19 protein-coding genes and 1 tRNA gene are annotated in these 22,796 nt (G+C 38.1%); 15 read left to right on the top strand and 5 right to left on the bottom strand.

From position 1 onward, the window contains the following. Nucleotides 1–265: 265 nt before the first annotated feature. A tRNA-Leu gene (locus tag ACWPWK_RS11810) sits at nucleotides 266–350 on the bottom strand. 1,427 nt (nucleotides 351–1,777) lie between these two features. On the opposite strand from ACWPWK_RS11810, the gene ampH reads away from it, so the two are divergent. Further along, complete coding sequence (ampH, locus tag ACWPWK_RS11805; protein ID WP_109372653.1) at nucleotides 1,778–3,007, top strand: D-alanyl-D-alanine-carboxypeptidase/endopeptidase AmpH; 1,230 nt, start codon at nucleotides 1,778–1,780, stop codon at nucleotides 3,005–3,007. 78 nt (nucleotides 3,008–3,085) lie between these two features. Here the strand turns inward: ampH and lptG are convergent, their stop codons facing one another. Both lptG and lptF read right to left on the bottom strand, forming a co-directional pair. Further along, a complete protein-coding gene (gene lptG, locus ACWPWK_RS11800) occupies nucleotides 3,086–4,165 on the bottom strand; it encodes an LPS export ABC transporter permease LptG (RefSeq protein WP_109372654.1) in 1,080 nt (359 codons plus the stop codon). After that, nucleotides 4,165–5,262 (bottom strand): LPS export ABC transporter permease LptF, encoded by a 1,098-nt coding sequence (gene lptF / locus ACWPWK_RS11795; protein ID WP_109372655.1) that lies wholly within the window; start codon nucleotides 5,260–5,262, stop codon nucleotides 4,165–4,167. The genes lptG and lptF overlap by 1 nt, the downstream gene beginning before the upstream one ends. 286 nt (nucleotides 5,263–5,548) lie before the next feature. On the opposite strand from lptF, the gene pepA reads away from it, so the two are divergent. From pepA to ACWPWK_RS11765, 6 genes are all read left to right on the top strand, one after another. Continuing rightward, complete coding sequence (gene pepA, locus ACWPWK_RS11790; RefSeq protein ID WP_006535637.1) at nucleotides 5,549–7,057, top strand: leucyl aminopeptidase; 1,509 nt, start codon at nucleotides 5,549–5,551, stop codon at nucleotides 7,055–7,057. A gap of 105 nt (nucleotides 7,058–7,162) precedes the next feature. Next, nucleotides 7,163–7,612, top strand: coding sequence for a DNA polymerase III subunit chi (locus ACWPWK_RS11785; protein WP_023583544.1), 450 nt, complete (start codon nucleotides 7,163–7,165; stop codon nucleotides 7,610–7,612). A 13-nt stretch (nucleotides 7,613–7,625) separates the two neighbouring features. After that, entirely contained in the window at nucleotides 7,626–10,514 is a 2,889-nt protein-coding gene (locus ACWPWK_RS11780) for a valine--tRNA ligase (protein WP_109372656.1), read from the top strand. 376 nt (nucleotides 10,515–10,890) lie between these two features. Then, nucleotides 10,891–11,400 (top strand): GNAT family N-acetyltransferase, encoded by a 510-nt coding sequence (locus ACWPWK_RS11775; protein WP_109372757.1) that lies wholly within the window; start codon nucleotides 10,891–10,893, stop codon nucleotides 11,398–11,400. Between the two features lie 420 nt (nucleotides 11,401–11,820). Next, entirely contained in the window at nucleotides 11,821–11,988 is a 168-nt protein-coding gene (locus ACWPWK_RS11770; protein WP_109372657.1) for a YhfL family protein, read from the top strand. A gap of 503 nt (nucleotides 11,989–12,491) precedes the next feature. Next, nucleotides 12,492–13,505 carry a hypothetical protein gene (locus ACWPWK_RS11765; protein WP_109372658.1) on the top strand — a complete coding sequence of 338 codons (1,014 nt, stop codon included), beginning with the start codon at nucleotides 12,492–12,494 and terminating at the stop codon, nucleotides 13,503–13,505. Here the strand turns inward: ACWPWK_RS11765 and ACWPWK_RS11760 are convergent. Further along, nucleotides 13,502–13,981 carry an Hcp family type VI secretion system effector gene (locus ACWPWK_RS11760; protein WP_109372659.1) on the bottom strand — a complete coding sequence of 160 codons (480 nt, stop codon included), beginning with the start codon at nucleotides 13,979–13,981 and terminating at the stop codon, nucleotides 13,502–13,504. The two genes, ACWPWK_RS11765 and ACWPWK_RS11760, sit on opposite strands and share 4 nt — an antisense overlap. Nucleotides 13,982–14,010: 29 nt before the next feature. Between ACWPWK_RS11760 and ACWPWK_RS11755 the strand changes: the two genes are divergently transcribed. Together ACWPWK_RS11755 and ACWPWK_RS11750 are read left to right on the top strand one after the other, a co-directional pair. Then, a complete protein-coding gene (locus ACWPWK_RS11755) occupies nucleotides 14,011–14,934 on the top strand; it encodes a tetratricopeptide repeat protein (protein ID WP_244185030.1) in 924 nt (307 codons plus the stop codon). 311 nt (nucleotides 14,935–15,245) lie between these two features. Next, a complete protein-coding gene (locus tag ACWPWK_RS11750; protein WP_109372660.1) occupies nucleotides 15,246–16,115 on the top strand; it encodes a pirin family protein in 870 nt (289 codons plus the stop codon). A gap of 109 nt (nucleotides 16,116–16,224) precedes the next feature. Here ACWPWK_RS11750 and rraB read toward each other — a convergent pair whose 3' ends face one another. Beyond that, complete coding sequence (rraB, locus tag ACWPWK_RS11745; protein WP_109372661.1) at nucleotides 16,225–16,653, bottom strand: ribonuclease E inhibitor RraB; 429 nt, start codon at nucleotides 16,651–16,653, stop codon at nucleotides 16,225–16,227. Nucleotides 16,654–16,837: 184 nt separating this feature from the next. Between rraB and argF the strand changes: the two genes are divergently transcribed. The 6 genes from argF to nrdD all read left to right on the top strand — a co-directional run bounded on the left by argF (nucleotide 16,838) and on the right by nrdD (nucleotide 22,793). Next, nucleotides 16,838–17,842, top strand: a complete 1,005-nt coding sequence (gene argF / locus ACWPWK_RS11740) for an ornithine carbamoyltransferase (protein ID WP_109372662.1) — start codon at nucleotides 16,838–16,840, stop codon at nucleotides 17,840–17,842. Nucleotides 17,843–18,020: 178 nt separating this feature from the next. Continuing rightward, nucleotides 18,021–18,194 (top strand): hypothetical protein, encoded by a 174-nt coding sequence (locus tag ACWPWK_RS11735; RefSeq protein ID WP_162558370.1) that lies wholly within the window; start codon nucleotides 18,021–18,023, stop codon nucleotides 18,192–18,194. Then, nucleotides 18,191–19,126 carry an aspartate carbamoyltransferase gene (gene pyrB, locus ACWPWK_RS11730; protein ID WP_109372663.1) on the top strand — a complete coding sequence of 312 codons (936 nt, stop codon included), beginning with the start codon at nucleotides 18,191–18,193 and terminating at the stop codon, nucleotides 19,124–19,126. The genes ACWPWK_RS11735 and pyrB overlap by 4 nt, the downstream gene beginning before the upstream one ends. A gap of 13 nt (nucleotides 19,127–19,139) precedes the next feature. Continuing rightward, nucleotides 19,140–19,598, top strand: a complete 459-nt coding sequence (pyrI, locus tag ACWPWK_RS11725) for an aspartate carbamoyltransferase regulatory subunit (protein ID WP_109372664.1) — start codon at nucleotides 19,140–19,142, stop codon at nucleotides 19,596–19,598. 325 nt (nucleotides 19,599–19,923) lie between these two features. Next, nucleotides 19,924–20,310, top strand: coding sequence for a RidA family protein (locus ACWPWK_RS11720; protein ID WP_006535650.1), 387 nt, complete (start codon nucleotides 19,924–19,926; stop codon nucleotides 20,308–20,310). 344 nt (nucleotides 20,311–20,654) lie between these two features. Further along, complete coding sequence (nrdD, locus tag ACWPWK_RS11715) at nucleotides 20,655–22,793, top strand: anaerobic ribonucleoside-triphosphate reductase (RefSeq protein WP_109372665.1); 2,139 nt, start codon at nucleotides 20,655–20,657, stop codon at nucleotides 22,791–22,793. Nucleotides 22,794–22,796 lie beyond the last annotated feature (3 nt).

The raw sequence follows: 22,796 nt of genomic DNA, 5'->3' as shown, positions 1-22,796 counted from the left end.
GTAGGCGGCAAGTGAAGATAGCCGAGGAGCATAGATGGCTATGTGACTCGGATAGCTGAACGAAGCCAACAACCATGTAATTCGAAGTATGACGAGTATACATTCATTATCGAAGCGACGTATATACTCAGTTATATACTCACTCGGAGGTTGATGTGGGTTGAGTTAAGTTGACATGCATTGACTGAAAACGCGAGGAAAGCCTTGCAAACACTGGATTTTAGATACAAAAAAAGACGTCTGTTGACGTCCATTGATATTCTTATGGTGCCGAAGGCCGGACTCGAACCGGCACACCCGAAGGCGGTTGATTTTGAATCAACTGCGTCTACCAATTTCGCCACTCCGGCACTGAAGTGTGTCTGGAAAACTTGCCCATTATACTTGCGTGAAGAACCCTCGCAACAATTATTGTTAGTTTTCAGTTTGATTGGCGAAAAAAAGTGCATTTGGGGTTTGTTGCTATCATAAAACACGACTTATAAGTTACATCTAGGTATCTATCGTTAATGATTTAATCATGTTGTATCGATAAATCAATTATCTTGTTATTCTTGTATCTAAGTTTATTCATCACCTTATTTCTACTTTTTTCTTATCTTATCTTTTTCTCTTTTAAAGATTATATCGTCATTATATAAATTCATTAAAACTAACTTATTTAAACGATATATTTTGATTTATATATCGATAAATAAAAAAAGGATCAAAACTTGGGTTAGTGTTTTGATCCGACAGTACTGCTAAACGAGGGCTTAATTTTATTTTAATGACTATAAATTATTTTTGTAGCGTCACTGCCCTTTTCTTCCCTGGTGTGAGGAAGAAGGTAGTTATGTTTTATTAATATAATGTACTTATTTATCTATACTGCATATTATTGATATAAAGGATTTACTACTTTAATAAGATACTTCTTACTACTACATAGGAAATTACTATTTAACACAAAGGTACTTATTTACTGCTTTAACGAAGGTACTGCTATCTAATATAATGGTGTTGAAATATTACGACTAATATATAACTTATTTATTATTGAAGAGGCTATTTTATAATATGCCTTCTTATTACTTCACTCTATTATTGCTGTGTTATCTTTGCTCTGTAACTCTTATATTCTCAGTCTCTCGACTTGATGAAGCTATAATAAGTTTAATTTCACAATCTCACAATCAATAAATTATTACAAAATATGTCACACTCTTATATTATCTTTACATAATACCGAAATTATATCAAAATAAGATAAATAAAAGATGAATACGTTATTGAAAAGCAATTTATTGAATAAAAAAGCCATTCATTAACATTTTCTTGATATACATATCCTAACTTAATAATAAAGAAAAGCTAATAATAGGGTTAAAAACTAGGGTAACTGAGGAAGATTGTAACTTAACGGTAATACTTACCTTACTTTTAGAGGAGAAACATGAGGGAAATGTCTTTTTATGATGCGATTTTTCTTCACTATCCTTTTCTTAGAGACAATTTGACACATTTAATGCCAACTTTTTGATAACTGACTCTTGCACTGATAGACATTCTTATTTCTGATAATATAATCAAAATTTGGTTTAAATCTGATTAGAAGGCGGTGTTATGGGCATTGTTGGCTGGATTATAACGGGCATATTTGTTGGTATTATCTTAGGTGCCGTATTAAAAATGATAAAGAAAAAATAACGCGATAAGAAAGGCACCAAATTAAAACATAAACAATTTTATGTTGATCGCATTCCTTTCACCTCACTGACTTCTGTTGAAAGTAAAAATGAAAAAACATTTTCTAAAATATCTTATGATCCCAGTCGCTTTACTGACATTGAATGCGTGTAGCCAACGTTCATCATTACCACCAGCGACACAACCTTCTATGTTAAATCAACAGAACAGTGTGCCTGAGTTAACGCAATGGCCTACGGCATTAAGCCCTAATGTAAGCAATGCAAGCGCGCTGTTTGATAAATATGCCTCACAGATTTATCAAAAGAGTAATCCTCAAGGTATGGTTATTGCCATGATCAATAACTCTCAAACCTTGAATCGTTCTTTTGGGACGACAACACCTGAAAGCCGCAATGCACCATCAATGAACTCGCTTATTCGTATCGCTTCAATTACTAAGTTGATGACGAGTGAAGTGCTATTAAAGTTACAAGATGATGGAAAATTATTAGTCACCGATCCACTACAAAAATACAGTTACTATGGTGTAGACATTCCATTAGTCAGCGCTCAATCCCCTATCCGTCTTTATCATTTAGCGAGTCACACTAGTGGTTTTCCACGAGAACAACCCGGTGGAAAATGGGGAAGACCTGTTTTTATATGGCCAACGCATGGCGACCGCTGGAACTGGTTGAAAAAGGCGACACTGACATCTACCGCAGGGGAACAAGCAGCTTATTCAAACCTCGCTTACGATCTATTAGCGGATGCCTTGGTGAAAGCATCAGGTAAAAGTTATCCTCAACTTTTACAACAATATGTCACTCAGCCCGCAGGCATGACGAATACCACATTGACGCCGACTCCAGCACAATGCCAACGACTATTAGTAGGATATAAACCAAGCCCATGCTCTGACACCATTGCAGCAGCTGGAAGTGGCGGTGTGTACTCGACGCCTGCCGATATGCAACGTTGGATGCAAGGCTTTTTGACTTCTCATAATGCCATGCGAAAGGCAACAGCAAGTAAAGAGCAGTCTGTTTACTTTCCTCGTAATCGACTCTCGTCAATAGAAGGGATGGATGTGGCAGGTCGTGCTGATGGCGTGGGTCTAGGCTGGGTTTATATGGCTCCTGCTAATGGTATTCCGGCAATTTACCAAAAAACAGGCGGTGGCGGTGGATTTAATACTTATATGGCAACCATTCCCGAATTAAATATTGGTGTATTTGTGGTGATCACTCGTAAACCTAACGGCACTAAATTTAGCGAAGTGACTCAGGGTACTAATGCCTTGGTTCGTGCACTGGCAAAAGATTTTTATCAGTAAATAACACATCAAATTTCCATAAAAAAAGCGCCTTGATAGTAAATCAAAGGCGCTTTTTATTTTTCAGTCTGATGTTATTTAGCGATTACGCTTCATCAATAACCATAAACTCAACGTTAGGAAGAGTATTCCCGGTACTAATGCGGCAATCACTGCGGGTATGCCATAAACCAAACTTAATCGTCCTGAAACTTCATTGACGATATAGAATAAGAAACCAAAAGAGATACCCGTTAAGACTCTTAATCCCATTGGTACAGTACGTAATGGACCAAAAATAAATGACAATGCCATTAACATCATTACCGCAACAGAGATTGGAGCAAAGATTTTTTTCCAGAAATTCAGCTCATAGTTTGCTGACTCTTGCCCACTCTGCTTTAGATATTTAACGTACTGATAGAGCCCGCTGATCGATAATGCATCTGGATCTAACGCCACAACGCTTAATTTTTCTGGCGTTAATCGTGTTGGCCATTCAAGTGATACCTGTTTTTTACCTGTGATTTTTTGTGGATCAGTTAAATCTGACTGTTCAACTTGTTTCAACATCCACGTTTTTTTATTCACATCGTAGGTTGCACTTGATGCATAACGTACCGTTTCTAGTTTTCTCTCATTATTAAAATCATAGAGTGTGATGCCTTGCATCTCATTTTGGCTCTTTATTCGGTTGATATGAATAAATTGATTGCCATCTTTAGCCCACATACCGCGGTTAGTCGAAACTAAAGAGTTACCCATGATTTTTTCTGCACGGTAGTTACGTGCGTACTGTTCACCTTGTGGTGCGCCCCATTCGCCAATCAGTACAGTTAATAGGACCAAGGGAATAGCGGTTTTCATCACCGAGCCTGCAATTTGCAAACGGGTAAATCCCGATGCTTGCATCACCACCAACTCACTACGCGTTGCTAATGCGCCTAATCCTAATAACGCACCAAGTAATGCCGCCATAGGAAAGAAAATCTGCACATCTTTAAGGATATTTAAAATGGCGTAAATACCCGCATCCAGTGTAGTGAAATCCCCTTGCCCTACCTTACGGAGTTGATCGACAAATTTGATAATGCCAGATAGTGAAACTAGCAAAAACAGTGTCATCAAAATCGACTGTAAAATAGTACGCCCGATATATCTATCTAATACACCAAACATCAGGCAACTCCTTTCTTAAAGCGAGCTCGGAACTTACGCATAGGTAAGGTATCCCAAATATTCAATAAGATAGCTAGGCCAAGATAAATCCCATTCACACTCCACATCGCAATGAAAGGGTCAACTTTTCCTTTTTCACCATTAGAGTGCAGTGAACTTTGTAATAAGAAAAAGACCAGATAAAGCAACATTGCAGGTAACATACTTAATACGCGACCTTGACGTGGGTTTACCTCACTTAAAGGCACAACCATCACCGCCATAATGACAACAGAGAAAATCAAGGTTAAGCGCCAATGGAATTCAGCGATAGACTCTGTTTCATTTGAATGCCAAAGTTCAGTCATCGTTTTTTGTTCTACACGATTACTGCTAATGGTAGATTCACGGTGCCCGATAACAGCTTGGTAATCATTAAAATCGGTAATACGAAAATCACGTAGCACAGCCGTACCTTCATAGCGAGTACCCTCACTTAATACGACTATCTGATTCCCGTTAGGTAATTCTTTGGTATAGCCTTTATCTGCAACCACGACAGAAGGGCGTTGATCTTGTGTTGGACGCAACTGTGCAAGGAATACATCTTGGAATTGATTCCCTTTCACACTACCAAGATAGAGCACCATATTGCGGTCGCTGGACATTTTAAATTGCCCTTCCATCAATGCAGCTAAACTTGGGTTTGCTTTAGCATCCTCAAGAACTTGCTCTTGATGCACCGAAGACCAAGGAATAAGCCAAATAACATTTCCTGCGGCTAATGCGCTGGTCAGTAATGAGAGCAACAGTGCAGCTTGCACTAATGCTTTCTTACCTATTCCGCACGCACTCATGACGGTTATCTCACTTTCAACATAAAGTTTGCTGTAAGTCATCAGAAGCCCAAGAAAAAGGCTTAATGGAAGAATAAGCTGTGCCATCTCAGGAATTCCCAGCCACAGCAGAGAAATCACGAGGTTTGTAGGAATGTTACCTTCTACAGCAGCCCCTAAAATTTCAACCAGTTTCTGGCTAAAGAAGATAAGCATCAGAATAAATAAGATGGCTATCTGACTTTTAAGGGTTTCCCGAGCTAAATATCGAATTATAATCACGCTAGTTATGCCTGTGAAAACTTGTCTTTTTGCAGGAAAATCGCTAACTTCGTTGTATATCTATCATTTGTGCATCTCAGTTAGACATTCTTGCAGCCCAAATGATATCAAAACATGCTATAAACAGGTTCCCAATAAGAACAAGCTTATAAGTTAGCTAAATTAGTTGTGTTCAATTAATGCATTTAGCTTAACATAAAAAGTAAACTTTCTATGGGGTAGATTAATGCGGATCACTATTCTAAACGATACTTTCCGTTTTTGTCTTTAATATTCAGGAGAACGCATGGAGTTTAATGTAAAAAGCGGCAGCCCAGAGAAACAACGCAGCGCTTGTATTATCGTGGGGGTGTTTGAGCCTCGTCGTTTATCTCCGATCGCGGAGCAACTTGATAAAATCAGTGATGGCTATATCAGCGCCCTGTTACGCAGAGGTGAACTGGAAGGCAAAGTCGGACAATCATTGCTGTTACATCATGTACCAAATGTTCTCTCTGAGCGCGTTTTACTAATTGGTTGCGGTAAAGAGCGTGAATTGGATGAACGCCAGTATAAACAGATCATTCAAAAAACCATTAACACACTCAATGAAACTGGATCTATGGAAGCCGTATGCTTTCTGACTGAGTTACATGTTAAAGGTCGTAATAATTACTGGAAAGTGCGTCAAGCGGTTGAGACTGCAAAAGACTGCCTCTATACCTTTGATCAACTGAAAAGCAATAAGACAGAATTACGTCGCCCATTACGTAAGATGGTCTTTAATGTACCTACTCGTCGTGAACTACCAAGTGGTGAACGCGCAATTGCACACGGTTTAGCCATCGCATCAGGTATTAAAGCATGTAAAGATTTAGCTAACATGCCACCAAATATCTGTAATGCCGCTTATTTGGCGTCTCAAGCTCGTCAATTAGCAGACTCATCTTCAAATGTTTCTACGCGTGTTATTGGCGAAGAACAAATGAAAGAGCTAAATATGAATGCTTACCTCGCAGTAGGACAAGGCTCTCAAAATGAATCTTTAATGTCGATTATCGAATACAAAGGCAATAAAGATCCTGAAGCTCGCCCAATTGTGTTAGTAGGTAAAGGGCTGACATTTGACTCGGGTGGTATTTCTATCAAACCTGCCGATGGCATGGATGAGATGAAATACGACATGTGTGGTGCGGCAACGGTTTACGGTGTGATGCGTGTTGTTGCTGAACTCCAGTTACCAATCAATGTCATTGGTGTACTTGCGGGTTGCGAAAACATGCCGGGTGGAAAAGCGTATCGCCCAGGTGATATTTTAACAACCATGTCAGGACAAACCGTTGAAGTATTAAACACCGATGCTGAAGGTCGTTTAGTGCTGTGTGATACGTTAACTTATGTTGAGCGCTTTGAGCCTGAATTAGTTGTCGATATCGCTACATTAACAGGTGCTTGTATGGTGGCTTTAGGACATCACTACAGCGGATTAATGTCTAATCATAATCCATTAGCACATGAATTGATGAATGCATCAGAGCAAGCAGGTGACCGCGCTTGGCGTTTACCATTAGGCGATGAGTTCTATGAACAAATCGAATCTAATTTTGCTGATTTAGCCAATACTGGTGGCCGTTTAGGTGGCGCAATTACTGCGGGTTGTTTCTTAGCGCGCTTTGCGACTAAATATAACTGGGCTCACTTGGATATTGCAGGCACAGCATGGCGTTCTGGTAAAGCAAAAGGCGCGACAGGCCGTCCTGTTTCTTTATTGTCTCAGTTCTTACTTAATCGCGCGGGTTTGAATAGCGACGAGTAATACCGCATAATTATCAGGGTTAAGGTATTACCCTATTATTATGGTAAATAGAGCAGACTCCAAGAAGGGTATTGCAACGCAATACCCTTCTGTTATCGGGATATCATGAAAAACGCCACGTTTTATTTAATGGAACACCCATCAATACACGATGATTTACAGGCTCATGAGTGGCTTGCCTGTCAACTTACCGCTGAACATTGGCGATTAGGCAAACGTATTTTGTTGGTTTGTGAGTCTCAAGCTCAAGCTGAATTGCTTGATGAGGCATTATGGGCAAGAGAACCTCATCAGTTTGTTCCTCATAATCTTGCAGGTGAAGGCCCTCGTTATGGCTCTCCTGTTGAATTATGTTGGCCTGGAAAACGTGGTAATGCACCTCGTGATCTCTTGATTAATTTGCAATCGCAATTCGTAGACTTTGCCACAGCTTTCCATGAAGTGATAGACTTTGTACCTATTGATGAACAATTGAAACAGTTGGCGCGTGAACGATATAAAATTTATCGTAGCGTCGGCTTTACTTTGACAATGGCTACGCCGCCAACCTATTGAATACGTAAAGAATATGGAAAATAAATCCGCACCGAAAGAGCCATCGCTCGACACAACATATAATCCAGCAGAGATTGAACAACCTCTGTATCAGCATTGGGAAAAAAAAGGCTATTTCAAAGCCAATGGCGATACAACGAAAGAAAGCTTCTGTATCGTGATCCCACCGCCAAACGTCACAGGTAGCCTACATATGGGTCATGCTTTCCAGCAGACCATTATGGATACCATGATCCGTTATCAGCGTATGCAAGGTAAAAATACCTTATGGCAGTCAGGTACTGACCATGCGGGTATCGCAACGCAAATGGTTGTTGAGCGAAAAATTGCCGCTGAAGAAGGTAAAAATCGTCATGACTATGGTCGTGATGCATTTATCGACAAAATTTGGGAATGGAAAGCAGAATCAGGTGGTAACATTTCTAACCAAATGCGTCGTTTAGGTAACTCTGTTGATTGGGAACGTGAACGTTTCACAATGGATGAAGGGTTATCTAAAGCGGTTAAAGAAGCTTTTGTTCGCTTACATAAAGAAGATCTAATCTACCGTGGTAAACGCCTTGTAAACTGGGATCCTAAATTACACACAGCGATTTCTGATCTTGAAGTCGAAAACCGTGAAGTTAAAGGATCTATGTGGCATCTGCGTTATCCTTTAGCGGATGGGGCGAAAACCGCTGAAGGTAAAGATTACCTCATTGTTGCAACAACACGTCCTGAAACCATGTTAGGTGATACTGGTGTTGCTGTTAACCCAGAAGATCCTCGCTATAAAGATTTAATTGGTAAAGAAATTATTCTACCAATCGTTAACCGTCGTATCCCTATTTTAGCGGATGAACACGCTGATATGGAAAAAGGTACAGGTTGCGTAAAAATCACCCCTGCTCACGATTTTAATGACTATGAAGTTGGACGTCGTCATCAATTACCAATGATTAATATCATGGACTTTGACGGCAATATCCGTGTTAGTGCAGAAGTCTTAGACACCAATGGTGTTGAATCTGATGTTTATAGCACTGAAATTCCAGTAGCCTACCAAGGTATGGAACGCTTTGCTGCACGTAAAGCAATGGTCGCTGAATTTGAACGTCTAGGTTTATTAGAAGAGATCAAACCTCACGATTTAACCGTACCTTACGGTGACCGTGGTGGCGTTGTTATCGAACCTTTACTAACAGACCAATGGTATGTTCGCGCAGCGCCTTTAGCAAAACCAGCCGTTGAAGCTGTTAAAAACGGCGATATCCAATTTGTACCAAAACAGTATGAAAATATGTACTTCTCATGGATGAATGATATCCAAGATTGGTGTATTTCTCGTCAACTGTGGTGGGGTCACCGTATCCCAGCTTGGTATGATAATGAAGGCAACGTTTATGTTGGTCGTGACGAAGAAGAAGTTCGTCGTGAAAACAATATCGCAGCTGATGTTGCATTACGCCAAGATGATGACGTACTGGATACGTGGTTCTCGTCTGCACTATGGACATTCTCAACATTAGGCTGGCCTGAAAATACTGAAGCACTGAAGACATTCCATCCAACGAATGTTTTAGTCAGTGGATTCGATATTATATTCTTCTGGATCGCTCGCATGATCATGATGACCATGCACTTTATCAAAGACGAAGACGGTAAACCGCAAGTGCCATTTAATACGGTTTACATGACAGGTCTTATTCGTGATGAAGAAGGCCAGAAGATGTCAAAATCTAAAGGTAACGTACTTGATCCTCTGGATATGATCGACGGTATTTCATTAGAAAACCTGTTAGAAAAACGTACTGGTAATATGATGCAGCCACAAATGGCTGAAAAAATTGCTAAACGTACTAGCAAAGAGTTCCCAGAAGGTATTGAAGCACACGGTACAGATGCCCTGCGCTTTACCTTAGCCGCGTTAGCCTCAACGGGTCGCGATATTAACTGGGATATGAAACGTCTATCTGGTTACCGTAACTTCTGTAACAAGCTGTGGAATGCAAGCCGCTTTGTGCTGATGAATACAGAAGATCAAGATTGTGGCTACCAAGGTGGTGAGATGACATTCTCACTGGCTGACCGTTGGATCTTAGCTGAATTTAACAATACCGTTAAAGCCTATCGTGAAGCGTTAGACAACTATCGTTTCGATATCGCTGCTGGTATTTTATATGAGTTCACTTGGAACCAATTCTGTGACTGGTATCTTGAGCTATCAAAACCTGCGGTACACAAAGGTAATGATGCACAAAAACGCGCAGCGCGTCATACACTGATTGAAGTGTTAGAAGGCTTACTGCGCCTTGCTCATCCAATTATTCCATTTATCACAGAGACAATCTGGCAACGTGTGAAGGAAGTGAAAGGCATCGAAGGTGAAACCATCATGCTACAAGCTTTCCCTGAATTCGATGCATCACTTGTTGATGAAGCTGCACTTAACGATCTCGAGTGGATCAAAGAAGTTATCGTTGCTGTACGTAATATCCGTGCTGAAATGAATATTGCCCCAGGTAAACCACTTGAAGTTATCTTACGTGGTGCCGACGACAATGCTAAACGTCGCGTTAGTGACAATATTGGTTTCTTAAAAGCAATGGGTCGTTTAGCGGATATTCGTCCATTAGCAGAAGGCGAAGAAGCGCCATTATCAGTTAATAAACTGGTTAACGGTGCAGAATTGCTGATCCCAATGGCGGGCTTTATCGATAAAGATGCGGAGCTTGCACGTTTAGATAAAGAGCTTGAAAAAGTAGAAAAAGACATCACAACTTTAGACAGCAAATTATCTAACGATGGCTTTGTTAGCCGTGCGCCAGAAGCAGTTGTTGCTAAAGAGCGTGAACGCTTAGCAACATGCTTAAGTGCAAAAGAAAAACTAATCGCACAAAAAATCTCTATCGCCTCTTTATAAGCACAGTCGCTTTAAAGACACTGAGATTAATAATAAAAACCCGCGTTTATCGCGGGTTTTTACTTAGCTTCTTTCATTCAAAAAATAAAACCATTTTTCACTTCATTTCTTGTTATTCTCGGTTCTATTCTCGTCAATCCGCCTTTCTCCCCCCTTATTTTTGCTTAAATTTAATCACTCACTAAAATATAACGCTAGAAATAAATGGGATAAGTAAGCAAAGAAAAAGGGTTAACGGTTTACAAACACGCTTAATCAATTAAGATAGTTTTTGTAGCCATCCGCGCTACTTTCAATGAAGAAGTCCCTTTCCGGTGCTCTCTCAATAAATAATCAAAAAGTATTCTACTAATAAGTGAAAACGATGAGTGCAACTATGACTGCAACCCAAGCTATAACCTCAAATATTGTTATCCGAGCAATTGAAGAAAAAGACAACGCAGGTATTGCACGCGTTATCCGTGAAGTCTCAGCAGAGCACGGTTTAACTGCCGATAAAGGCTTTGCGGTTGCCGATCCAATTTTAGATACCCTTTATGAAGTTTATCATCAGCCACGCAGTGCTTACTGGATTGTTGAGATGGATGGAGAAGTTGTTGGCGGCGGCGGTGTCGCGCCACTTGCGGGAGGCGATGGCAATACTTGTGAATTACAAAAAATGTACCTTTCATCCAAACTACGAGGCAAAGGTATTGCGAAAAAAATCGTTCTACAATCTCTTGAATTTGGTAAAGAGCAAGGCTTTAGCCGTTGCTATTTAGAAACCACAGATATCTTAAAAGCGGCTGTCGGTTTATACGAAAAACTAGGATTCGAATTTATTGATGAAGCATTAGGCAACACTGGACATAGTGATTGTGAGATCCGCATGGTGAAGCCACTTTAAGCGTTCTTGCTGTTCCCTACGTAATACAATAAATAAAATAAGTTTTACTTTACCCGTATTTCTGATACGGGTTTTTATTGTCAAATAATAGCACCCATTAACACAAATTCTGTTTATCAAAATGATATAAATACAGTATATTTTATACTTATTCTCACAATTAATTTCTTAAATAATTATTATCAAAGTATTATTAATGAAATTCTTATCTTAAATTTTATTAAAATACACAAGTTTAATTTATTATTCATTTCACTCTAGATAACTCTATTTAACTTCTTAAATTAAATATCTCTTAGCTTCTATTTTATTTTAATTCTCCTTCTTTTTTATATTGCTATTTATCGCTAATTTAATATCTTTATGCAGATAAAGTCATGTGATGGCTTTTATAACTCTAAAATTTAAAAGGAATTTTTTATGAAAAGCTTTGTTAAAATTGCACTTATTGCTTCTGTAATTACCGTTATGACTGGTTGTACTGGTAGCGTATACAATAAAGAAAAAGACTGTAACTACGACTACTTACTGCACCCAGCTGTTTCTATTTCTAAAATCATTGGCGGTTGTGGCGACACAAACAAATAAGATTTAAGAAATAAATGTATTAATAAACTGCATTCTGACTTATTGTTGCTAAGAAAGAATGTAGTTTTTTTATTTTTTTCACCACTTTTCTCTATAACCTTGTATAAGTAACATCAATTTTTTCAGTATAGACTTTATCAATATTCTAACTAGAAATAGCCTTATTTATAGTATGGTTAAGCTATTTCCTTATTATACGTCTTGTTTTTGTATTTTTATTTCTTTTTTGCACTCTATTATCTTGTAAAATTTTAGTATTTCTCAATTTTAATTATATTTTTAAATTGAAAAAAGCAGATGAAAATATACTTATATACCACAAAAATATTATAAGATTTCAAAGCAGGTTATATATATTTTTCAAGGCTTTTTAGCAGAATCTAATAGGGATCTTTAGCTATCAACTTATTATTTAAACTAATGAGAAGTTATCGATAACTATTTGATTAAATTTATTATTCTATGAATAATTTATATTTAACTAAAATATAAAGGAAAGTTATATGCAATGTAGTGATTTACAATGGTTTTACTGCAAAGATGGTGAAATCATGGATGCTAATGAAGCCATGGAAAAGCGATTAGCTCTTTATCGAAAAATAGGTCGAGAGCTTAAAAACGCACATAATCGCTCAAAAGAATGTTTACCACCTACAGGATTAGACGAGTCGATTTATTATCGATGCGAAGGAGATACCCCCTCAGTTGAAACCGCGCTAAATAATCCTTGGGTAAAAAGAGTTGAAGATTTTGGAATAACATCAACTAAAGGTATTAAAAGAATAGAAGATACCGCTGTATACTTGGGCGTTTTTCCTCCCCAAATGATGGGCATGAACTTTATTCTTAAATCTCGACTCTCCAGAAATCCTCGTATCATACAAGAAAATATTGAGGCAGTTTATTTATTACGATTTATTATAGATCCTTACGAAAATATTGCTGAAACCCTCAATATTATTATTGGTTCAATAATCAGTCAAATTTCACCAACTAGAAAACAGAAGTTATCTGATCATATTCAAGTAATAACTAATATTTCTAGCTCAAATAATGCTATCAATTTTAAAAATAAGCTTGATATTGACGATCAAGTAAATGTATCTGTTAAAAATTTTGCAATCGGTGTTGGAGTTGATGTCATGACTGAATCTAATATCCGAAAATTTATTGTGACTGCGATAACTACTCAAATTGTTTCCTCTGTTGTTTTAAAATATCCAACTTTCTTTAAACCAGTCAGTACACAAACAGTGATTAATCGAGCAGTTATCGTAGCTACTGTGATATACAGCTATGGAACCATTGAAAAAATGTCAGAAGCAGCAAAAAGATTAAAAAACAAAAATAAAACAGTCTTTGAGGCGTTGGATAAAAGCAAGATCACTATGGCCTATTATTTTGTTGAAGAAGAAATAGGACCATTAATTACTTTAGCAGCAAGCCCAAGTAGCGTAGCTAGTGATGATGCTTTTATCTCTGAAGTGCGTCATTTAATTAATAAATATAAAAATTAGAATACACTCTCATCCGATATACTATATCCAGAAGTACCAGCCATAATTTGTGAGGTGGTAATATCACGATATCTAACAGTTAATTGCTCTTCAGGATCTATATCATTGCGTAAAATATTATTTGGGCATTGATGTGAATAATCAATAATAGATGCCTCATTTAATTTCACTGTGAAATATTTCTCAATTCCACCATTTTGTGCAGTACGATAATAATCAAAATTTAAACTAAGAATTTCATTATTTGAAACTGCAATAAGTAATAAAGGAGAAGATTTATCGATTAGCTTGGTAAACTCTATAGGCTGATGAGCTAAATTTTGGGATCTAGATACTGAGAAATTCAGTTCTGTAACAAATATTGCATCTTCTTTTCCTGTTTGATAACGATTTCCTATTGAATCCAATGTTCCACAGCCACGAGAAATCAAGCCTTGTTGTTTCCCTTCTAACGTAAGATAGATTAAATTAGCCATTAATAAAGTCCATTTATAGGTGATTTTACATGATGTTAAACAATAAGATTCTTATCGTCACGTTATTTCTATGTTTATCTAACCCCATATTGGCTTATTCAAAATCTCAAGCTAAATGTATTCCAGCAGAAAAGAACTTTGTTGCATGTGAAATATTAGCAAAACATGGAGATAATGAAGCATTATTAATCCTCGGGCATTTCTATGAAATAGGTGCTGGAATTGAAAAAAACACAGAGAAAGCAGAGGAAATATATCAACATTTAGCAGATAAAAATGATGCAGATGGGATTAATCAGTTAGCAATACTAAAAGAAGAACAAGGAAAACAAGAAGAAGCCATCTTACTTTACCAAAGAGCAATAGAATTAGGTTCATCTTCCGCTAATTATAATTTAGGTCTATTGTACAAACATAATAAGAACTATTCGAAAGCGAAAGAGATGTTTGAAATAGCAATTAAAAATGATAATTCTAGTAATGCCATGATGAGTTTAGGAGATCTATATCGTCATGGTAACGATGTTGAAAAAAATATGGAATTAGCTGAAAAATGGTATAAAGCATCAATACAATCAGGTAACCATTTCGCCATTACCCGATTAGGAATGCTGTATGGTGAATTAGAAAAATATGATGAAGCGATAAAATGTTATCAGGAAGCAATCAAAAAAGGTGATCCTAGTGCAATGAATTCACTAGGTTTATTGTATCAACATGGTTTTGGATTTAAACGCGATATCAATAAAGCGGTTAAACTCTATCAAGACGCGGCAAATAAAGATGGAATTGGTGGGCTTGTTAATCTTGGGCTGATGTATGAAGAAGGGCTTGGTGTACCTAAAAATTATAAGAAAGCGATAGAATTATATACAAGAGCATATCAATTAGGTTACACCGACATTCAATTACGAATCGATTTTTTAAATAAAAATTTTATAAAAAATAATTAAAATTAAGGTGGTACTATAAATTATATATTTGCGTGTTTAATAACAATCAAAATATAGGCAGATTATGAACAAGAGAAAACTTAAAGTGTTTGCAACCGAACTCATGATATTGTGAAGTCCTGTAAATAATTCAGTGTATTTTTCTGTCATAAAATCATTCATTTTTTTTGAACACCATCAACAAATTCCCCCTATTTTGTTCATCGTGCGAACACTTTATGATCATCGTCATTAAGAAATCGCGATAATCTGTATTACCTCCTTCTGTGTCTTGGTTATTGCGGTTTCTTTCCTTAACTCGGAGAACAATCATGACTATCAGACAGATTAATCATATTTATTCGGCGCCAAATTCACACTGGGTAGGTAATGGCTTTCCAGTCAGCACCTTATTTTCCTATCAGGAAAATGGTGAAAAACATAGCCCGTTTCTGCTGATGGATTATGCCGAGCCAACACTATTTAAGCCTGTTACTAATGCCCGTGGTGTAGGAGCGCATCCTCATCGTGGATTTGAAACCGTGACAATCGCTTATCAAGGCGAAGTTTCTCATCATGACTCTAAAGGCCATGCTGGAACTATCGTCGCAGGTGACGTGCAATGGATGACCGCTGCCTCTGGCATTTTGCATAAAGAGTATCACTCTGAAAAAATGACCAAAGAAGGCGGTGTATTAGAAATGGTGCAACTTTGGGTGAATCTGCCGACAGCGTACAAAATGACACAGCCTCGTTATCAGGCGCTAAAAGCAGAGGATATCCCTCATGTTGAATTACCTGATGGCCAGGGTTATGTCAGAGTCATTGCGGGTGATTATGCCAATACCCAAGGTGCCGCGATGACCTATTCACCACTGAATGTGTGGGATCTGCATTTAAATCGTGCAGGTGTTTCACATTACAGTATTCCCGAAGGCCATAATGCAATGCTGTTTGTAGTAAAAGGTGCGGTACATATCAATGACAGTGAAATTGCACGTCAACACGATATGGTGATATTAGATAATCATGGCGATACGCTGACATTAGAATCAATGGGTGACACCCTTGTTTTAATTCTAACAGGTGAGCCGATTAATGAGCCGATTGCTGGACAAGGACCTTTTGTGATGAATACGCAAGAAGAGTTACAACAAGCTTTTGATGATTATGACAATGGTAGATTTGGGGTGATGAACTAATCGCTCGATCTTAAAACCAATAACACCAGTCACAAAGTAATTATTTTGTGGCTGGTGCTATTATTTTGCACTGATAAATCAGGTATAAAAGGACAACATTTAGCAAAAATTAATGTAAGCGAGATGACTTATCAGACTCTTCGTCGTCTTCGTCTTCACCTTCTTCATCATCATACTCTGCGTCAGGATCTTCAAAATAAGTCCCCCAACCATCGTAATAGACACCCATTTTTTCAGCTAAATTCATTAATTGCTCAACTTGGGCATCAATAAGTTCAGCATTTAAACCACTTTCACTCACAGCATCAAAACAAACTAGGATCTCACCTGATTCGACTTCAATTTCCTCAGGCTCAGTCACTTCATAACCTAACTTAAAGACTTCAACTGCTGCTTTTTCTAGTGTTTCAAAGTTTTCACAAGAAATATGGTGCTCAATGGCATACAGTGCATCAGGATCGCTGCCATCTTCCAGTAACTCTTCAATAATAAGACGTGTTTCTTCACGTTGTTCTGCTAACTCTTTGCTGTCCGCCATAATCATGCTCCGCAATAGTCTGAAAAGGTATCCCGTTCATTCTCCCACAGGCAGGATCAACACTCCATACTTAATATGATGCCCTTATCGCAGACTGTTTAAATTAAAAGTTTTACCTTAGGGGTTGATGATGAATATTTATTGATATAGATTGAATATAAATTCAATAACAGGATATCACTCTATGAACCCTTTTTATCAAAAATCATTCTTACGTTTGCTTGATTTTTCACCTGCGGAAATTCAGCAACTGCTTACACTGTCAACGCAATTGAAAAAAGCCAAAAAATCAGGTCAAGAAACTCAATATCTTACTGGAAAAAATATCGCACTGATTTTTGAAAAAGACTCAACACGTACCCGTTGTGCGTTTGAAGTTGCTGCATTTGATCAAGGTGCAAGAGTGACTTATTTAGGAGGAGGAAGCCAAATTGGGCATAAAGAATCGATAAAAGATACCGCTCGAGTATTAGGTCGTATGTATGATGGTATTCAGTATCGGGGTTACGGACAAAAAACGGTAGATGCACTTGCACAATATTCAGGTGTACCTGTTTGGAATGGTTTAACCAATGAATTTCACCCAACACAGCTACTAGCAGATTTACTCACTATCACTGAACATCAAACTAAACCGTTATCAGAAACTGTGTTTGCTTACCTTGGTGACGCTCGTAATAACATGGGAAATACCATGCTGGAAGCGGCAGCATTAACAGGTATGGATTTACGTTTAGTTGCACCTAAAGCATGTTGGCCTGAAGCAGGTTTAGTTGCTCAATGCCAAGAAATTGCAACGAAAAATGGTGGAAAAATCACACTCACTGAAAATGTCGCTGAAGGCGTTAAAAACGCAGATTTTCTTTACACTGACGTGTGGGTTTCTATGGGTGAACCGAAAGAGGTTTGGAAAGAGCGTATTGCTTTACTCAAGCCTTATCAGGTCAATATGGATGTTATAAAATTAACTGGAAATACAGATGTTAAATTCCTTCACTGTTTACCCGCTTTTCATGATGAAGAAACAACGATGGGTAAAGCATTAGCTGAAGAATTTAACCTATATGGTGGTTTTGAAGTCACTGATGAGGTTTTTGAATCAAAACACAGCATTGTGTTTGATGAAGCAGAAAATCGTCTTCACACAATAAAAGCAGTGATGGTCGCTACCCTTGCAAATCCTTTCTAAAATACATAATCATGCAAAACACCTATTTTTTATTTATCAAAAAATAGGTGTTTTCTTTGTTTTATCCCAAGCTTATTGATTTTTAAATCAAAAAAAAATTTTTAGAAAAAAACAAAAGCAAACGCTTGCGTGCAAATCTAAGATGCGTATAATGCGCCACAATTTGTCAGGAGGAAAGATGAAACAGCGCCTATTCCAATTTGTTACTAAAACAAGCACCTTAACTGGTCGCAAGCGCATTCTCTTTTTTCCAATAGCCCAATTTTTTAAAACCCCTCTTATTGAGGGGTTTTTTTTGGCCTGTAAAAAACCACTTATCGCACAATTCATCGCTAAAGGAGAACTCAAATGACTAATCCGCTCTACCAAAAGCATATTATCTCCATCAATGATCTGGACAGGGAAGATTTGGAAGCTGTTCTTCACGTTGCTAATAAACTAAAACAGCAACCTAATAACGAATTGTTAAAAGATAAAGTGATTGCGAGTTGCTTTTTTGAAGCATCAACACGTACTCGCCTATCATTTGAAACTGCGATTCATCGCCTAGGCGCATCTGTTGTTGGTTTTTCTGATGGAAGCAACACTTCGCTGGGTAAAAAAGGTGAAACTTTAGCGGATACCATTTCGGTTCTTCGCACTTATGCTGATGCCATTGTTATTCGCCATCCTCAAGAAGGTGCAGCGCGTTTAGCTTCTGAGTTTGCTGGCGATATTCCAGTACTTAATGCGGGTGATGGCGCAAACCAACATCCAACACAAACTTTACTGGATTTGTTTACCATTCAAGAGACACAGGGTCGTTTAGATAATCTTAATATCGCGATGGTCGGTGACTTAAAATATGGCAGAACAGTTCACTCACTAGCACAAGCATTAGCGAAATTTAAAGGTAATCATCTCTATTTTATCGCCCCTAAAGTACTCGCTATGCCAGAGCATATTCTTCACTTACTGGAAGAGAATGGTGTTGAATATAGCCAGCATGAAACAGTAGATGAAGTCATGCCTGAGCTGGATATTCTCTATATGACTCGTGTACAGAAAGAGCGTTTAGATCCATCTGAATATGCGAATGTGAAAGCACAATTTATCTTAACCAGTGCAGATCTTGTGAATGTGAAAGATAACCTCAAGATCCTACACCCACTGCCACGTATTGATGAAATCACTACTGATGTAGATAAAACACCTTACGCTTACTATTTCCAACAAGCGGGCAATGGTATCTACGCACGTCAGGCATTACTTGCCTTAGTTCTGAATAAAAACTTAGTTCTTTAATAAGGAGCACACCATGACACATGATCACAAACTAAAAGTTGAAGCTATCAAACGTGGGACTGTTATTGATCATATTCCAGCGCAGGTGGGCTTTAAAATTCTTTCACTGTTTCGTTTAACTGAAACTGATGAAAGAATAACAGTAGGTTTTAATTTACCTTCAGAAAATTTAGGTAAAAAAGACTTAATTAAAATTGAGAATGTCTTTTTAACCCCAGAACAAGCAAACCGTTTAGCAATGTATGCACCGCAAGCAACAGTAAATATTATCGATGATTATCAAGTGATTAATAAGATGGCATTAAGCTTACCTGAATTACTTGAAGATGTAGTGCCTTGTCCTAATAGCAACTGTATTAGCCATAACGAGCCAGTACAAAGTAGTTTCCGTGTAAAAAAACTGGCCTCAGATGTTGTATTAACCTGCAAATACTGTGAAAAAGAGTTCGAACGCCACGCGGTTATTCGTTAATTCTTTTAACTATCTGCTCGAAAGGGCAGATAGTTTTTTTATAAAAAAAGAATAATTATCTCTTAAAAGCCCCAAGACTATTTTTACTAAAAATAGAAATAGTTTATTTCCTCTTTTTTATAAAAAATATTACTACAATCTCACTATTTTTATGGACTAAAAGTAGCGTCAAGATGCAGTATAACTCTACATTCATTTTCTTTTTACACTGACAAACTTTATGATAAAGCCTGACATCTGTCATATTGCTAACCTAAAGCACTGGCTATAATAGCGCCACACTAATCGAATGTTAGCGTTAATCTTATAAAAACAGGAGTTCTACATGTCTTACGAAATTAATACCGATAAAGCCCCTGCAGCAATCGGCCCTTATGTACAAGGTGTTGATTTAGGTAACTTAGTGATCACTTCAGGTCAATTACCTGTTGATCCTGCAACCGGTGAATTTGTTTCTGATAATGCCGCAGAGCAAGCTCGTCAATCTTTAGAAAACGTAAAAGCAATCATTGAAAAAGCGGGTTTAACCGTTGCTAACATCATCAAAACTACTGTTTTCGTAAAAGATTTAAATGATTTTGGTACAATCAATGCGGCCTATGAAGCGTTCTTTAAAGAGCATAATGCCGCATTCCCAGCTCGCTCATGTGTTGAAGTTGCACGTTTACCAAAAGATGCAAAAGTAGAAATCGAAGTTATCGCTATCCGTTAATTTCGTCTCAATAATGAGTCATAAAAAAGCAAAGGTCTCTTAATGAGCACTTTGCTTTTTTTATGTTCTCACTTTTTGATGAATAATTTATCACTTCTGTTTTTGGCACATATTTACAATTCGGCTAATCCCTCTTGATACCTGACGTAGCAAAAATACCTTGATATAGATCAGTTTTAATGAAGATTATTTCCCTTCCAATAACTATATATTGTGCTTTAATACATACCGACCTACAACATATAGTAATTATACACATCTTATCCACAATAAGCCTGAATGCTGTGCCATCACCTGTTTTTATGGGATTTGAGCCTGTGGATAAATAGTTAAGGAGCAAGATTGTGAAAACCATAGTGATAAAACGAGACGGATGTAAAGTCTCTTTTGACCAAACCCGCATCAGCGATGCTATCAAAAGAGCCGCCGTAGCTTGTGAGATCACTGATGATGATTATTGCGATTCTGTCGCGCAATCCGTTTCACAATCTCTCGCAGGACGTTCGAATGTCGATATCCGTGAGATCCAAGACGCCGTAGAAAATCAGCTGATGGCTGGCGAACATAAAGATGTCGCCAGAGCCTACATTGAATACCGTCATGACCGAGATGTTGCTCGTGAGCAACGTGGAAGACTAACTCAGGAAATCCGAGGTCTTATCGAACAAAGTGATGTCTCTATTCTTCATGAAAATGCGAATAAAGACAGTAAGGTTATCCCTACCCAGCGTGATTTACTTGCGGGTATTGTGGCTAAACATTACGCAAAATTGCATATCCTGCCAAGAGATGTGGTACTCGCTCATGAGCGTGGTGAAATTCATTATCATGATCTCGATTATTCACCGTTTTTCCCTATGTTTAACTGTATGCTAATTGACCTTAAAGGCATGTTAAACAATGGTTTTAAAATGGGAAATGCTGAAATAGAACCCCCTAAATCTATTTCAACAGCAACAGCAGTCACTGCACAAATTATCGCACAAGTGGCAAGCCATATTTATGGCGGTACAACAATAAACCGTATCGATGAAGTATTAGCGCCGTTTGTAAAATCAAGTTATGACAAACACTATAAAGTGGCAGAAGAATGGCAGATTGCTGACAAAGAAGCCTATGCCACTGCACGCACTGAAAAAGAGTGTTATGACGCATTCCAATCTTTAGAGTATGAAGTCAATACGCTGCATACGGCTAATGGACAAACCCCATTTGTCACTTTTGGCTTTGGTCTTGGTACATCAAAAGAAGCGCGTTTAATTCAACGCTCTATTCTTGAAAACCGTATGGCAGGTTTAGGTAAAAACCGTAAAACGGCTGTTTTCCCTAAACTCGTTTTTGCCATTAAAGATGGCTTAAACCATAAGTTTGGTGATCCTAATTACGATATCAAACAACTTGCTCTTGAATGCGCAAGTAAACGCATGTATCCCGATATCTTAAATTATGATCAAGTTGTGAAAGTGACGGGATCATTTAAAACTCCAATGGGTTGCCGTAGTTTCTTAGGTGTTTACGAAGAAAATGGCGAAATGATCCACGAGGGTCGTAATAACTTAGGCGTTATCAGCCTGAACTTACCGCGTATTGCTATTGAAGCTCAAGGTGATGAAGCGACATTCTGGTCACTGCTTGATGACCGCCTTGAATTAGCGAAAAAAGCACTGATGACACGTATTGCTCGTTTAGAAAACGTCAAAGCGCGTGTTGCCCCTATCCTTTATATGGAAGGTGCTTGCGGTGTTCGCTTGAAAGCAGATGATAATGTGGCTGAAATCTTTAAAAATGGCAGAGCCTCGATTTCATTAGGTTATATCGGTGTACATGAAACGATTAATGCACTGTTTGGTACTCAAAAACACGTTTTTGACGACGAAACCTTAAGAGAAAAAGCAGTGGCGATTATTAATCGTCTACGTGAAGCCACAGATCAATGGAAAGCTGAAACAGGTTATGGCTTTAGCCTTTATAGCACACCAAGCGAAAACTTATGTGACCGTTTCTGTCGTTTAGATGCCGCAGAATTCGGTATTCTTCCTGGTGTTACCGACAAAGGTTATTACACCAACAGCTTCCACTTAGATGTTGAGAAAAAAGTAAACCCATACGATAAACTGGATTTTGAAGCGCCTTATCCTCCATTAGCAAGTGGCGGTTTTATCTGCTATGGCGAATATCCAAACTTACAGCATAACCTTAAAGCGTTAGAGGATGTGTGGGACTATAGCTATACCCGAGTTCCTTACTATGGAACAAACACTCCAATAGACGAATGTTACGACTGTGGTTATACCGGTGAATTCTCTTGCACCAGTAAAGGCTTTACTTGCCCGCGTTGTGGTAATCACAACCCTGCTAGAGTCTCTGTTATTCGCCGTGTGTGTGGATATTTAGGTAGCCCCGATTCACGTCCATTTAATGCGGGTAAACAGGAAGAAGTTAAACGTCGAGTTAAACATCTGGCAAATGGTCAGTTAGGCTAACAG

The sequence above is a fragment of the Proteus sp. Marseille-Q3619 genome (genome assembly GCF_965283115.1).
The sequence above is the reverse complement of the archived record's forward strand: the minus strand, read 5'-3'. Positions and strand labels throughout refer to the sequence as shown.

What these genes read in the sequence shown, in the direction of transcription:
- ACWPWK_RS11760 (WP_109372659.1), bottom strand. Translation starts at nt 13,981, where the DNA reads ATGGCTAATTTAATCTATCTTACGTTAGAAGGGAAACAACAAGGCTTG.
- pepA (WP_006535637.1), top strand. Translation starts at nt 5,549, where the DNA reads ATGGAGTTTAATGTAAAAAGCGGCAGCCCAGAGAAACAACGCAGCGCT.
- ACWPWK_RS11755 (WP_244185030.1), top strand. Translation starts at nt 14,011, where the DNA reads ATGATGTTAAACAATAAGATTCTTATCGTCACGTTATTTCTATGTTTA.
- lptG (WP_109372654.1), bottom strand. Translation starts at nt 4,165, where the DNA reads ATGTTTGGTGTATTAGATAGATATATCGGGCGTACTATTTTACAGTCG.
- ACWPWK_RS11735 (WP_162558370.1), top strand. Translation starts at nt 18,021, where the DNA reads ATGAAACAGCGCCTATTCCAATTTGTTACTAAAACAAGCACCTTAACT.
- ACWPWK_RS11750 (WP_109372660.1), top strand. Translation starts at nt 15,246, where the DNA reads ATGACTATCAGACAGATTAATCATATTTATTCGGCGCCAAATTCACAC.
- pyrB (WP_109372663.1), top strand. Translation starts at nt 18,191, where the DNA reads ATGACTAATCCGCTCTACCAAAAGCATATTATCTCCATCAATGATCTG.
- ampH (WP_109372653.1), top strand. Translation starts at nt 1,778, where the DNA reads ATGAAAAAACATTTTCTAAAATATCTTATGATCCCAGTCGCTTTACTG.
- ACWPWK_RS11785 (WP_023583544.1), top strand. Translation starts at nt 7,163, where the DNA reads ATGAAAAACGCCACGTTTTATTTAATGGAACACCCATCAATACACGAT.
- ACWPWK_RS11775 (WP_109372757.1), top strand. Translation starts at nt 10,891, where the DNA reads ATGACTGCAACCCAAGCTATAACCTCAAATATTGTTATCCGAGCAATT.
- ACWPWK_RS11720 (WP_006535650.1), top strand. Translation starts at nt 19,924, where the DNA reads ATGTCTTACGAAATTAATACCGATAAAGCCCCTGCAGCAATCGGCCCT.
- pyrI (WP_109372664.1), top strand. Translation starts at nt 19,140, where the DNA reads ATGACACATGATCACAAACTAAAAGTTGAAGCTATCAAACGTGGGACT.
- ACWPWK_RS11765 (WP_109372658.1), top strand. Translation starts at nt 12,492, where the DNA reads ATGCAATGTAGTGATTTACAATGGTTTTACTGCAAAGATGGTGAAATC.
- rraB (WP_109372661.1), bottom strand. Translation starts at nt 16,653, where the DNA reads ATGGCGGACAGCAAAGAGTTAGCAGAACAACGTGAAGAAACACGTCTT.
- argF (WP_109372662.1), top strand. Translation starts at nt 16,838, where the DNA reads ATGAACCCTTTTTATCAAAAATCATTCTTACGTTTGCTTGATTTTTCA.
- ACWPWK_RS11770 (WP_109372657.1), top strand. Translation starts at nt 11,821, where the DNA reads ATGAAAAGCTTTGTTAAAATTGCACTTATTGCTTCTGTAATTACCGTT.
- ACWPWK_RS11780 (WP_109372656.1), top strand. Translation starts at nt 7,626, where the DNA reads ATGGAAAATAAATCCGCACCGAAAGAGCCATCGCTCGACACAACATAT.